We start from the raw sequence: 12,727 nt of genomic DNA, 5'->3' as shown, positions 1-12,727 counted from the left end.
GGACGTGGGATCCGCTTGGCGGATCGAGCGCCGCGGCGACGATGACGGCGCGCCGCCGCTCGAGTTCGAGGAGGCCTTCGGGCGCTTCCTCGACACAGTCGACACGACACAGGTGACAGAGCTGGTCTTCGGCCGCTGGTGTGACGAAGCCTTCGAGGACGCGTTCGCCGACGACCACCACCCGGCCCGGTCACTCGTCGCCGCGGCGGACCGGTTCCCGGCGCTGCGCAAGGTGTTCTTCGGCGGCATCGCCGGCGACGACGCCAAGGACATCGCCGAAGACATCGTGTACATCGAGCACGGCGACCTCACGTCGGTCCTGCAAGCGTTCCCGCAGCTGGCAGAGCTCTGGGTCCGCGGGACGCCGGACCTGGCGCAGAAGCCGTCCCGGTACTTCGAGCCGCTGCGGCACACCAGCCTGCGTCGGCTGGTACTCCAGTCCGGCGGGCTCCATCCCGACGTGATCCGGGCGATCAGCGCCTGCGACTTCCCGGAGCTGCGGCACCTGGAGCTGTACCTGGGACACCCCGACTGGTGCGGCTGGACGAAGCCGGAAGACCTCGCCTGGCTCCTGGCCGGAGAGGCTTTCCCGAAACTGGACCATCTGGGTCTGCGCAACGCGCTGATCCAGGACGAGATCGCGGCGGCCGTCGCGCACGCCCCGGTGGTGGCCGGGCTGCGGGTGCTGGACCTGTCGTTGGGCGCGCTCGGAGACGACGGCGCGGTGGCGTTGCTGAACGGTCGGCCGCTGGGGCACCTCAGCGTGCTGGACCTGCACCACCACTACGTCTCCGAGCCGGTGCAAGATCGGCTGCGCGCGGCGTGGCCGGGAGTGGACGTCGACCTGTCCGGGTGCCGGACGGTCGACGAATCGGGCCGCAGGTACGTGGGAATCGGAGCGTGAGCATGTCGTTCGTAGAGTATCTGGACGAGTTCGGCGGGCTGCCGGTCGTTGCGTTCGCACCGCATCCGGACGCGCCGGCGCCGCAGGACGAGGCGAAGTCGGCGTGGCGGATCGACTGCTACTACGACGACGAGTTCGGGGACTGGGACTCGGACTGGTTCGCCTTCGAGGAGATCTGGGAGCGGTTCCTGGCCCGGGCCGACACGTCCAAGGTGACGGCGCTGACCATCGGGATGTGGGCCGAATACCTCGACGCGGAGGCCTACTACCCGGTGGCCGAGATCCTGGCGGCGAGCGCCGGACGGCTCCCGGCGCTGCGCTCGCTGTTCCTCGGCGACATCTTCGAAGGCGGCGACGGCGGTTCGGACACCGCGTACATCGATCACCGCGACCTCACCCCGATCCTGCGCGCGTATCCGGCGCTGGAGGAGTTGTGGGTGCGGGGCCGGCCGCACGGGGACTTCGCGCCGCATTTCGAGCCGCTGAGTCACAGCTCTCTGCGCCGGTTGGTCTTCGAGTCCGGTGGCCTGCCGGTGGCGGCGATGCGTGCGGTCGGCGAGTGCGATTTCCCGGCGTTGCAGCACCTGGAGTTCTACTTCGGGGAGCCCAACTACGGCGGCGACGCGACTCCCGCGGACGTCGAATGGCTGCTCGGCGGCGGGCGCTTCCCGAATCTGACGCATCTGGGCCTTCGGGACTCGGTGTTCCAGGACGCGATCGCGGCCGAGGTGGCTCACGCGCCGATCGTCTCCCGGCTGAAGACGCTGGACCTGTCCCTGGGCATGTTGGGCGACGAGGGCGCGGCGGCGCTGCTCGCCGGTCAGCCGCTGGGGCACCTCGAGAAGCTGGACCTGCACCACCATTTCGTCTCCGAGGCGATGCAAGACCGGCTGCGGACCGCGTGGCCGGGGGTCGACGTCGACCTTTCCGATGCCCTGACCGACCACACAGGACACCGCTACATAGCGGTGGCGGAGTGATCATGGCCTTCTACCACCACCTGACCGAGTTCGCCGGCCGGCCGGTCGTCGACTTCCCCGCCGACCCCGCGCTGCCGACGCCGGCCGCGGCCGCCGATCCCGGCGGCGTGGCCTGGCGCCTGGACTGCAACAAGGACGGCGAGTACTTCGACCGGGACTTCCCCGAACTGCTCGCGGCGTTCCTGGACCGGGTGCCGAGCACCGGGGTCGAGGCGCTGGTCACCGGCCAGTGGCTGGAGTGGGGCGAGGACGACTGCACGGTCGCCGACGACCTGGTCGCGGTCGCCGGCCGGCTGCCGGGGCTGCGGGCGCTCTTCGTCAACGACCTGGTCGACGAGCAGAGCCAGCCCTCGTGGATCTACGTGCCGGACCTCGGCCCGGTGCTGGAGGCGTACCCGAACCTGGCCGAACTCTGGGTCCGCGGGACGCCGGAGGGCCGGGCGCGGGCCGAAGGCCCCGATCCGCTGATCGCGCCGCTGAAGCACTCGGGCCTGCGCACTCTGGTGCTCCAGTCCGGCGGTCTACCCGGGAGCACGATCCGCGCCCTGGCCGAATGCGACCTCCCCGAGCTGACGCACCTGGAGATTTACCTCGGCGACCCGCTCTACGGCGGCGACGCGACCCTCGACGACCTCGCCCCACTGCTCGAAGCTGGCCGCTTCCCCCGCCTGCGGCACCTGGGTCTGCGGAACGCGCTGATCCAGGACGACATCGCCGCCGCGGTGGCGCGGGCGCCGGTCGTGGCGCAGCTGGAGTCGCTGGATCTGTCGCTCGGCACGCTTGGCGACGCGGGCGCGGCGGCGCTGCTCGCCGGACAGCCGCTGGGGCACCTGCGGCGGCTGGACCTCAGCCACCACTACATCTCGCCGGGGATGCGGACGCGGGTGGGGCGGGCGTGGCCGGGGGTGGAGGTCGACCTGTCGGACGCGCAGGGGTCGGGCCGGCGCGATCGGTATATCGCGGTGGCGGAATGACGGGGTCGGGGCTGGGTTCGAGGCTTGGGTCGGGTTCGCCGACGGTCTCGCACGGTTCGCGCGGCTCCGGCGGCGTGGCCGGCCCGCACAGCCCGGCGCTCCCGTTGCGCTTCGCGGTCGTCGGCAATCCGGACAACCGCCGCGTGACGCTCTTCACGGAAGCCGTTCGCGCGGAGGGCTTGCCCGAGCCGCGCATCGTGCCGTGGCTCGACGTGCTGCGCGGCGAAGCCTCCTTCCGCCCCGGCGAGCTGGTCCGCGTCGACTCCCCGGGCGAGGACGCCGAGGTGACCCGGTTGCTGCGCGGCTCTGACCAACCGGTCGACATGTACCGCGCCGAGGGCACGCGTGAGTGGTATCAGGGTTTTACTACAGCCCTGGCGAAGCTGGAGCACAGTATCGACGACGCCGGCGCCGCGCGACTCTTCACCGCGCAGGGCGTCGCGACAGCCTTCGACAAGCAGGCCACACACACCCTCCTGGCCGACGCCGGCGTCGCCGTACCACCCGCCGCCGCGACCGACGGTTCGGAGTCGGCGTTCATCAAGATCCGGCACGGTTCCTCGGCATCCGGCGTCGTGGCGCTGACCGTGCGCGGTCCGAGGCGCCGCTCCGTGACCTCGGCCGAGCTGGTGCGCACCGCCACCGGTGTCGAGCTCTACAACTCGCTGAAGGTCCGCACCTACCTTCGGGACGCGGACATCGACGACGTCCTCGCCGCCCTGGCCCCCGACGGCCTGCACGCCGAGCGCTGGGTCCGCAAGGTGAGCATCGGCGGCTGGGACTGTGACCTGCGCGTCGTCACCGTCGGCGGCCGGGCCACGCACGCGGTCGTCCGCACCAGCGCCTCCCCGATGACCAACCTGCACCTCGGCGGCCGGCGCGGCGACCTGGCGGCGTTCCAGGCCCTGGTCGGGGAGAAGCGCTGGCCGGCGATCCTCGACCTCGCGGAGTCGGCGGCGGCCTGCTTCCCCGGCGTGCACTGCCTCGGGATCGACGTGCTCCCGGGCGCCGACGGGCTCGACTTCATCGGCGAGGTCAACGCCTACGGCGACCTGCTGCCGAACCTCATGGGACTTCCGGGCACCTCCGGGGAAGGCGTCGGCACGTACGGCGCCCAAGTACGTTCACTGATAGGCCGCACAACGCTATGACCCTGAACATGAACGCCGTCGTCGGAACCCACGACCTCCTGTTCGTCACCCTCGACACCCTGCGCCACGACGTCGCCGCCGAAGAACTCGCCGCCGGCCGGCTGCCGAACCTGGCGCGCGTGCTCCCGCAAGGCTGGGAGCGACGGCACACGCCGGGCTCGTTCACCTTCGCCGCGCACTCCGCGTTCTTCGCCGGCTTCCTCCCGACGCCCGAAGCGCCGGGCCGCCATCCGCGCCTGTTCGCCGCGCGCTTCGGCGGCAGCGAGACCACGGCTTCGGACACCTGGGTCTTCGACGAGCCGGATCTGGTGGCCGGGCTGCGCAAGGCCGGGTACCGCACGGTCTGCGTCGGCGGAGTGGGCTTCTTCAACCCGGAGAGCCGGCTCGGGCAGGTGCTGCCGGGCTACTTCGACGAGGCGCACTGGTCGGCGGCGACCGGCGTGACCGATCCGGACTCGTTCGGGAACCAGGTCGAGGTCGCGGCGCGGGTGGTCGCGGCGCAGCCGGACGACCAGCCGCTGTTCCTGTTCGTGAACGTCCCGGCGCTGCACCAGCCGAACTGGTTCTACCTCGACGGAGCGACCAGGGAATCCGGCGACACCCGAGCTTCGCACGCAGCGGCTTTGCGTTACATAGACACGCGGATCGGCCGGCTGTTCACCCTGATGGCAGCACGCCGCCCCTGCTTCACCATCGTCTGCTCCGACCACGGCACCGCCTACGGCGAGGACGGCCACGTCGGGCACCGCATCGGCCACGACGTCGTCTGGACCGTGCCCTACGCCGATTTCGTGCTGCCGAAGGGATATGTGGGCTGATGCTGGACCGTCCCTACGAGTCGTACGTGTACGCCTATCCGCACAAGACCGCGTATCGGCCGCTCGCGCCGAGGCCGCTGCTGTCCGACGTCTGGCGGGACGAGGCGCGCGACGCGTTGTCCTTTTATACGCACGTCCCGTTCTGCGAAGTCCGCTGCGGTTTCTGCAACCTGTTCACCCGGACCGGCGCGCCCGAAACGCTGACCACGGCGTACCTGGACGCCCTGGAACGCCAGGCGATCGCGGTCCGCGCGGCGCTGGACGAATCCGGTCCCGCGCCCCGCTTCGCCAACGCGGCGATCGGCGGCGGCACTCCGACGTATCTGAACCCTGACGAGCTCTCGCGGCTGTTCGATATCGCCGAGAAGGTGATGGGAGTCGGCCTCGGGGCCGTTCCGCTGTCGGTCGAGGCCTCGCCGTCCACCGCCACCCCGGACCGGCTGACGGTGCTCGCCGAGCGCGGGACCACGCGGCTCAGCCTCGGCGTGCAGAGCTTCGACGACGTCGAGGCCCGCTCGGCGGTGCGTCCGCAGAAGGCGGCCGACGTCTTCGCCGCCCTGGACGCCGTCCGAGCCGCGGACATCCCGGTCCTGAACATCGACCTGATCTACGGCATCGACGGCCAGACGCGCGAATCCTGGCGGGCTTCGCTTCAGACGGCGCTGCGCTGGACGCCGGAGGAGATCTACCTCTACCCGCTCTACGTCAGGCCACTGACAGGCCTCGGTCGGATGAACGCGGGTGCGGACGCGACGTGGGACGCGCAGCGGTTGGATCTCTATCGCTGTGGCCGTGACCTCCTGCTGGAGAGCGGTTATGAGCAGGTGTCCATGCGGATGTTCCGCCGCCTGGACGCGCCGGTCGTCGAAGGCGGCGAGGACTACGCGTGCCAGACGGACGGGATGATCGGGCTGGGCTGTGGCGCCCGGTCGTACACCGGTTCGCTGCACTACTCGTTCGACTACGCGGTGTCGGCGTCAGAGGTGCGCGGGATCATCGACGAGTACGTCGCCGCCGCCGACTTCAGCCGCGCGCAGGTCGGTTACCGGCTCGACGAGGAGGAGCGGGCTCGCAGGTTCCTGATCCAGTCACTGCTCCAAGCCGACGGCATGGCGTGCGGCGACGCGGACGAGCATTTCGGCGCGGAGCTGGAGCTGCTGATTGCCCGCGGCTTCCTGGAGCCCGCGGCGGACGGTCGGCTGCGGCTCAGCGCCGAGGGCCTGGCCTGGTCGGATTCCGTCGGGCCGATGTTCTTCTCCGAGCCGGTGCGCGAGGCGATGCGCGCCTATGAGCTGAAGTAGGGCCCTGATGGAACTGTCGATTCTCTATCGCGGCCCGCTGGCCAGCTGCGACTACGACTGCGGCTACTGCCCCTTCGCCAAGCGCCGCGATTCGCCGGAGACGCTGCGCGCCGACCGCGCGGCGTTGGAGCGGTTCGTGGCGTGGGCGGGTGCGCAGACCGAGGACAGAATCAACGTCCTGTTCACGCCGTGGGGCGAAGGGCTGACGCGGAGCTGGTACCGGCACGCCCTGGTCGAGCTCAGCCGTCTCGGGCACGTCGGCGAAGTGGCGATCCAGACCAATCTGAGCTCGCGGACGGAGTGGACCGCCGACGCCGATCCGGAGTCGCTGGCGCTGTGGTGCACGTACCACCCGGACCAGGTCCCGTACGAGCGGTTCCTCGCGCGCTGCCGTGAGCTGCGGGCCGGCGGCGTGCGGTTCAGCGTGGGGATCGTCGGTCTGCCGGAGCACTTGGCGGCGGCTCGGCGTCTGCGCGCTGACCTGCCGGAGGACGTGTATCTGTGGGTCAACGCGGCCGAAGGCCACACCTACACCGATGATGAGGCCGAGCCCTGGGCCGAGATAGACCCGTTGTTCCCCGTCTCCCGCTTCCCGCATCCCTCGCAAGGGCACGCGTGCCGCGCGGGGGAGTCGGTCATCTCCGTCAACGGCGACGGCGAGGTCTACCGCTGCCACTTCGTGTCGCGGACCGATCCCACGGAGCGGCTCGGGAACCTGTACGACGACTCGTATCGCAAGGCTCTGGGTCCGCGACTCTGTCCCCTGACACAGTGCGACTGCCACATCGGCTATGTGCACATGCCGGAACTCGGTCTTTACAACACGTTCGCCGGCGGGGTCCTGTCCCGGATCCCCGCCGGTGCCGGTGCCGGTGCCGGTGTCGGTGTCTCGTCGGTCACGTTTGTCGGAGCGGTTGGTACTCGTCCTCGGTGAGGCCGAAGGTCCAGGCGACGCCGGCCTTGGCGGTACGGGTGTCCGGCGGCACACGCAGGAAGTAGACGTTGAAGGTGCCGTCCGGCTCCGGCGAGGAGTTCACCACTTCGACCATGACGATGGCCTCGTCGGAGCCCATCTCGACGCGCCAGAGCTTGCCGGCTTCGTCCTCCTGCAGCGGCGTCGCGCCGGACTCCTTCAGGAAGCGCTCGGGCGTGTAGTGCTCGACCATCATCCGGCGCAGCTCGGCGTTCTCCTCCGCGCGGATCGACTCCGGCGTGGTGGCGGCCAGGCGCTGCCCGAACTCCGGGGTCAGCGGGGTGCCGCGCCAGGAGTGCAGGGCGAAGCCGTCGGAGTAGGCCAGCGCCGGGCCGTCGCCGTGGTGCAGGCGGTCCTGGTCGTCCAGGCGCAGGGCCAGGGGGCGCTCGGTGAGGACGACGGCGTTCTCGAACGGCCACCACCAGCCCGCCGAGCGGGCCATCCGGCCCAGGTCCTCGGCCATGCCCGCGGCCTCGTAGAGCGGGAGCCAGGCGGCGTCGAACGGGCCGTGGACCGCGTGGGTCAGGGCGACGCGCAGGGCCGCGCGCTCCGCCGTGTTCTCGGCGTCGACGTGCTCCTCGACGCCGGCGGCGATGCGCGTGATCAGGGTGCTCATCAGCGGGGCGAGCTCGCCGCAGGCGGCCTGCCAGACCCGGCCGAACTCGCGCGGGCCGAGGCGTTCGGCGAGCTGCGCCCGGCCCCGCGCCCAGATCAGGTCCCTGACCCGGTCGCGCGCCGGGGCGCCGAGGCGGTCGGCCTGCTCGACGACCAGCCGCGCGGCCTCCAGCGGCGAGCGGCACCAGATGATCTCCGGCGGCGCGGCGTCGGGCCGCGCGTCGACGTAGAGCTTGCGAACGGTCTGCTCGGCGACCTCTCGGTCCACGCTCTCGGTGGACAGGGCGATCGCGCGCCAGGTCTCGTGCGTGGCGGCGGCGACCGCGACGATCGCGTCGGCGGTCAGGTCGGGCCGCGGGGCCTCGGTGGTCGCAGGGCTCTGCATCAGTCCGCCACCACCCGGAACGAGCGCAGGGCGCGCGGCTCGTACTCCCGCTGGCGCACCACCTTGAACCAGCCCTCGGGCAGCGGGATGGTGCCGTGCTCCTCGTGCACGACCTTGCCGCCGAGCGGCAGGAACACGAAGGCCGGCTCGCTCTCGCTGGGGGCCGGGTAGAAATCGCCCTCGTCGCGGGTGGCGACCAGCGCGTGCGCGTGGCCGGTGCTCTCCCCGAGCGCCAGGACCATCGACTCGCGCGGGCGGCGGTGCTTCGGTCCGGCGGTGCGGACGTCCTCCGGTACGGCGTTCTCCGTGACCGGCACGATGAGCACGTCTCCTTGGCGGTACACGGCCCCTCCTTCTCCCGTGGCTCCAGTGGCAACGGGCTTCACGCTAGAGGGAGGTACCGACAGGGGAGGGCTTCGCGAGAGCGCCGGGCAGGCCCCGTGAGGCCCCCGCGCGGCGTCCGAAATATCACCGGACGCCCATCTCATGCCCATCACGGCGTTGCCGAAAGGTTACCCGCCCGGGCGCCCGGACCCCTTCCGTCGCGACAATATTTAGTTTACTTTACTGACGAACTCGCACGGCGCTTCACCCCCGCTTCACCCCCGCACCATCCAGGCCCCACCCGCAAGGCATGAACATCCCCGTCGAGGAGGACGCTTGCTTCCGCCCGTTGTGCTGGGAATCGACTTCGGCGGCACCAAGACCGCGATGGCGGTCGCCGAGCCCACGCCCGGCCCCCGCCTCGGGGCGTCCACCGTCCCGACCCACGCCGCCGACGGCGGCCGGGTCTCGCTCGGCCGGGGCCTGCGGGCCGCGCGGGCGCTGCTGGAACGGGTCGCGCCCGGGCGTGAGCCGCTCGCGGTCGGCGTGTCGACGATCGGGATCCCCAGGGAGTCCGGGGTCGACCTGGCGCCGAACATCCCCGGCTGGGCCGACCTGGCGCTGGCCAAGGAGATCCAGGCGGCCTTCCCGGCCTCCGAGATCCGGGTCGAGACCGACGTCAAGGCCGCCACCCGCGTCGAGGCCGTCGAAGGCGCGCTGAGGGATGCCGACCCCGGCCTGTACCTGAACCTGGGTACCGGCCTGGCCGTCGGCATCGTCACCAAGGGCCAGGTCATCGCCGGGCGCAACGGCGCCGCCGGGGAGATCGGCTACAACCTGCGCGCGCTCGCCGACGTCGGGCTGGCCGCCGGGCAGCGCTCGATCCTGGAGGACCGGGTGAGCGGCATCGCGCTGCTGGCCCGGGCCCGGGAGATCCAGCCGGACGCCACCGGCGCGAAGGACCTGTTCGCCGCGGCGAGCCAGGACCCGCGGGCCGCCGAGATCCTCCGGGAGTTCACCGAGGAGCTGGCGTTCCACCTGGTGAACCTGGCCATCGCCGTGGACCCGGCGCGCATCGCGGTCGGCGGCGGGATGGTCCGCTCCTGGCCGGTGCTGTACGCCCCGCTGCGCCGCGCGCTGGACGCCGCGGTGCCCTTCCCGCCGGAGCTGGTGCAGGCCGCGTTCCCGTTCGACGCGCCGCTGGCCGGCGCCCTGACCCTGGCCCGGGTCGCGGCCCGGGAGGCGGTCCCGGTCGTCGCCGACCTCGCGGCCGAAACCTCCACGACCTCAAAAGCCCCCTGATGACATCCGTCTGCTCCCTCTGTGACGATCAGGGACTTCGCTCCACCGGCACCACCGCACGACGCACCACCGGCACCACCGCACCACAACCGACAAAAGCAAGGCACCACACCGAGAAACCAACCACGGGCGCCATATCCCGCGACAGGAAAGGAACCCCAGCATGAGGCGCAGCAAGTCGTCACTGCTAGCGGTCGCCGTCTCCATAGGCCTGGCGGCCTCCGCGTGCTCCAGCACCAAGCACACCACGGACTCCAGCGGGGGCTCGTCCACGGCGTCCTCCGCCGGCGGCTCGTCCACGGGGGCCCAGACCTACAAGCAGGGCGGGACGCTCACCATCTCCAACGAGCAGGGCCAGACCTGGCCGTGTTCGTTCAACCCGTACAACTCGACGTTCAACCTGGAATCCCTCGGCTTCATCTACGAGCCGCTCATCTACACCAACATCCTGCAGGACGCCAAGGAGACGCCCATGCTGGCGTCCAGCTACCAGTGGAACGCGGACAAGACGAAGATCACCTTCACCATCCGGGACGGGGTGAAGTGGAGCGACGGCCAGCCGCTGACCGCCGACGACGTGGCGTACACGTACAACCTGATGAAGCAGACCCCGGCGCTGGACAACTACTCGCTGTGGTCCGCGGCCGGCCTGACCGACGTCACCGCCACCGGCAACCAGGTCTCGATGACCTTCAAGCAGAACGCGCAGGTGTACTTCTACACCTTCGCCACGCTGGTCGGGATCATCCCCAAGCACATCTGGTCCACCGGCGACGCCGCGGCGCACCCGGACACCTGGACCGACCCGAACCCGATCGGCTCGGGCCCGTACACGGTCAAGTGCACCCCCAACAACATGGAGTACACGGCCAACCCGAACTTCTGGCAGCCCGGCAAGCCCTACGTGTCCAAGCTGGAGTACCCGGCCTACCTGGACAACGGACCGGCGAACCAGGACCTGGCCAGCGGCAAGGCGCAGTGGGGCTCGCAGTTCATCACCGGCATCAAGTCCTTCTACCTGAGCAAGTCCTCGGACAACCACACCTGGTCCCCGCCGGTGCTCAACGTGGCGGTCATCCCGAACCTGGACCCCTCGCACAAGGCCACCAGCCAGCTGGGCGTCCGCCAGGCCATCGCCTACGCGATCGACAAGGCCAAGGTCTCGGCGATCGGTGAGGACGGCCAGCAGCCGCCCGGGAACCAGACCGGCGTGGTCACGCCGACCTTCGACAAGTACAACGACGCCGCGGCCATCGCCGCGGCCGGGTTCGACAAGCCGGACATGACGAAGGCCGCGCAGGCTCTGGCCACCGCCGGGTACAGCCCGAGCAACCCGCTGAACCTGACGATCATCTCGATCCAGGGCTACACCGACTGGGACGCCTCGATCGCGATCATCAAGGACGAGCTCAAGCCGCTGGGCATCAACATCACCGAGAGCTCGCTGACCAACCAGACGTACTACGACAAGCTCTACAAGGGCGACTTCGACCTGGCTTACGGCTCCCAGCCGTCCGCCGGCCCGTCCCCCTACACCGAGCTGCGCGCGTGGCTGCACTCGGCCAACACCGCGCCGATCGGCCAGAGCGCCTCGGCGGGCAACTTCGAGCGCTACAAGAACAGCGCGGTCGACAGCCTGCTCGACCAGTACGCCACCGCGAGCTCCGCGGACCAGCAGGTCTCGGTGATCAAGCAGGTGACCACGCACGTGCTCCAGGACCTGCCGTTCATCCCGGTGACCGAGTCCGCGGACTGGTTCCAGTACAACACCAAGAACTTCGGTGGCTGGCCGACCGCTGACAACCCGTACGCGCAGCCCGCGGCGTACAACTACCCGGACAACGAGCAGGTGCTGCTGCACCTGTACTACAAGCCGGCCCAGTAACCGCTAACCGCGAGACCGCCCCGCGCTCAGCGGGGACCGCAGGCGGCGTCCGGAACCGTACCCCCGGACGCCGCAGCTTCCCGCCCCCGCAACTCGCGTAAACAGCAAATCAACGAAAGGACAGAGGGTTGAGATATCTTCTGCGCCGAGTAGGGTTCTTCCTTCTCACCCTCTGGGCCGCCCTCACGCTGAACTTCTTCCTGCCGCACTTCATGCCCGGCAGCCCCATCAACACCCTGCGAGCCCAGACCAAGGGCCGGGTCTCCGACGCCCAGCTGACGGAGATCCTGACCTCGTTCGGCTACAAGCCGCACGAGAACATCGTCCAGCAGTACTTCAACTACCTGGGCAACATGGTCACCGGCAACTGGGGCGTGTCCCTGGGCAGCTCGCTGGGCACGCCGGTGTCGAAGCTGATCGGTGAGGCGCTGCCCTGGACGCTGGGCCTGGTCGGCATCACCACGGTGCTGGCGTTCCTGCTCGGCTCGCTGGTCGGCACCATCGCCGCGTGGCGCCGCGGCGGCGTCGTGGACTCGGTGCTGCCCTCGGTCTTCGTGGTCACCAGCGCGCTGCCGTACTTCGTCGTCGGGCTGTTCCTGATCCTGTTCCTGACCGTCGACAACACCTGGCTGCCGTCCTCCGGCAACTACGACACGTCGATCGTCCCGGGCTTCTCGCCCGGCTTCATCGGCAGCGTCCTGAAGTACGCGGCGCTGCCCGCGCTGACCCTGCTGATCACCTCGATCGGCGGCTGGGTGCTGACCATGCGGAACAACATGATCACCACGCTGGCCGAGGACTACATCCGGATGGGCCGGGCCAAGGGCCTGTCGGACCGCAAGGTGATGCTGAACTACGCCGCGCGCAACGCTTTCCTGCCGAACCTGTCCGGCTTCGCGATGTCGATCGGCTTCGTGCTCACCGGCGCGATCCTGGTCGAGAAGATCTTCAACTACCCGGGTCTGGGCTACCAGCTCTACAACGCCGTCCAGAGCATCGACTACCCGATGATGCAGACCCTGTTCATGTTGTTCACGGTGGCGGTGCTCGGCGCCCTGTTGATCTGCGACCTGGTCACCGTGTGGCTGGACCCGCGTACCCGGGCGAAGGGGTGA

Annotated in this window: 12 protein-coding genes; 10 read left to right on the top strand and 2 right to left on the bottom strand. The window is 70.2% G+C overall.

Features of this window, described 5'->3' with window-relative positions:
- Positions 1-4: 4 nt before the first annotated feature.
- Genes ABH920_RS26745 through ABH920_RS26715 form a run of 7 tightly spaced genes read left to right on the top strand, consistent with a single transcriptional unit; the run spans position 5 to position 7,062 of the window.
- Entirely contained in the window at positions 5-904 is a 900-nt protein-coding gene (locus tag ABH920_RS26745) for an STM4015 family protein (protein ID WP_370351875.1), read from the top strand.
- A 2-nt stretch (positions 905-906) separates the two neighbouring features.
- Positions 907-1,884, top strand: coding sequence for an STM4015 family protein (locus ABH920_RS26740; protein WP_370351874.1), 978 nt, complete (start codon positions 907-909; stop codon positions 1,882-1,884).
- 2 nt (positions 1,885-1,886) lie between these two features.
- Entirely contained in the window at positions 1,887-2,858 is a 972-nt protein-coding gene (locus ABH920_RS26735) for an STM4015 family protein (protein WP_370351873.1), read from the top strand.
- A complete protein-coding gene (locus ABH920_RS26730; RefSeq protein ID WP_370351872.1) occupies positions 2,855-4,009 on the top strand; it encodes an STM4014 family protein in 1,155 nt (384 codons plus the stop codon). The genes ABH920_RS26735 and ABH920_RS26730 overlap by 4 nt, the downstream gene beginning before the upstream one ends.
- A gap of 8 nt (positions 4,010-4,017) precedes the next feature.
- Positions 4,018-4,827: an STM4013/SEN3800 family hydrolase gene (locus ABH920_RS26725; protein ID WP_370351871.1), complete on the top strand. Its 810-nt coding sequence runs from the start codon at positions 4,018-4,020 to the stop codon at positions 4,825-4,827.
- Positions 4,827-6,128, top strand: a complete 1,302-nt coding sequence (locus tag ABH920_RS26720) for an STM4012 family radical SAM protein (protein ID WP_370351870.1) — start codon at positions 4,827-4,829, stop codon at positions 6,126-6,128. Before ABH920_RS26725 ends, ABH920_RS26720 begins: the two co-directional genes overlap by 1 nt.
- A gap of 7 nt (positions 6,129-6,135) precedes the next feature.
- Positions 6,136-7,062 carry an STM4011 family radical SAM protein gene (locus tag ABH920_RS26715; RefSeq protein WP_370351869.1) on the top strand — a complete coding sequence of 309 codons (927 nt, stop codon included), beginning with the start codon at positions 6,136-6,138 and terminating at the stop codon, positions 7,060-7,062.
- Here ABH920_RS26715 and ABH920_RS26710 read toward each other — a convergent pair.
- Both ABH920_RS26710 and ABH920_RS26705 read right to left on the bottom strand, forming a co-directional pair.
- Positions 7,025-8,101 carry a DUF6745 domain-containing protein gene (locus ABH920_RS26710; RefSeq protein WP_370351868.1) on the bottom strand — a complete coding sequence of 359 codons (1,077 nt, stop codon included), beginning with the start codon at positions 8,099-8,101 and terminating at the stop codon, positions 7,025-7,027. The genes ABH920_RS26715 and ABH920_RS26710 overlap by 38 nt on opposite strands.
- Positions 8,101-8,445, bottom strand: a complete 345-nt coding sequence (locus ABH920_RS26705) for a hypothetical protein (RefSeq protein ID WP_370351867.1) — start codon at positions 8,443-8,445, stop codon at positions 8,101-8,103. Before ABH920_RS26705 ends, ABH920_RS26710 begins: the two co-directional genes overlap by 1 nt.
- Positions 8,446-8,761: 316 nt before the next feature.
- Between ABH920_RS26705 and ABH920_RS26700 the strand changes: the two genes are divergently transcribed.
- The 3 genes from ABH920_RS26700 (at position 8,762) to ABH920_RS26690 (ending at position 12,727) form a co-directional block, all read left to right on the top strand.
- Entirely contained in the window at positions 8,762-9,727 is a 966-nt protein-coding gene (locus tag ABH920_RS26700; protein WP_370351866.1) for an ROK family protein, read from the top strand.
- 163 nt (positions 9,728-9,890) lie between these two features.
- A complete protein-coding gene (locus tag ABH920_RS26695; RefSeq protein ID WP_370351865.1) occupies positions 9,891-11,612 on the top strand; it encodes an ABC transporter substrate-binding protein in 1,722 nt (573 codons plus the stop codon).
- A gap of 128 nt (positions 11,613-11,740) precedes the next feature.
- Entirely contained in the window at positions 11,741-12,727 is a 987-nt protein-coding gene (locus ABH920_RS26690) for an ABC transporter permease (RefSeq protein WP_370351864.1), read from the top strand.

The organism is Catenulispora sp. EB89, assembly GCF_041261445.1.
Lineage (GTDB): Bacteria > Actinomycetota > Actinomycetes > Streptomycetales > Catenulisporaceae > Catenulispora.
This window is presented reverse-complemented; position numbering and strand designations above follow the sequence as displayed.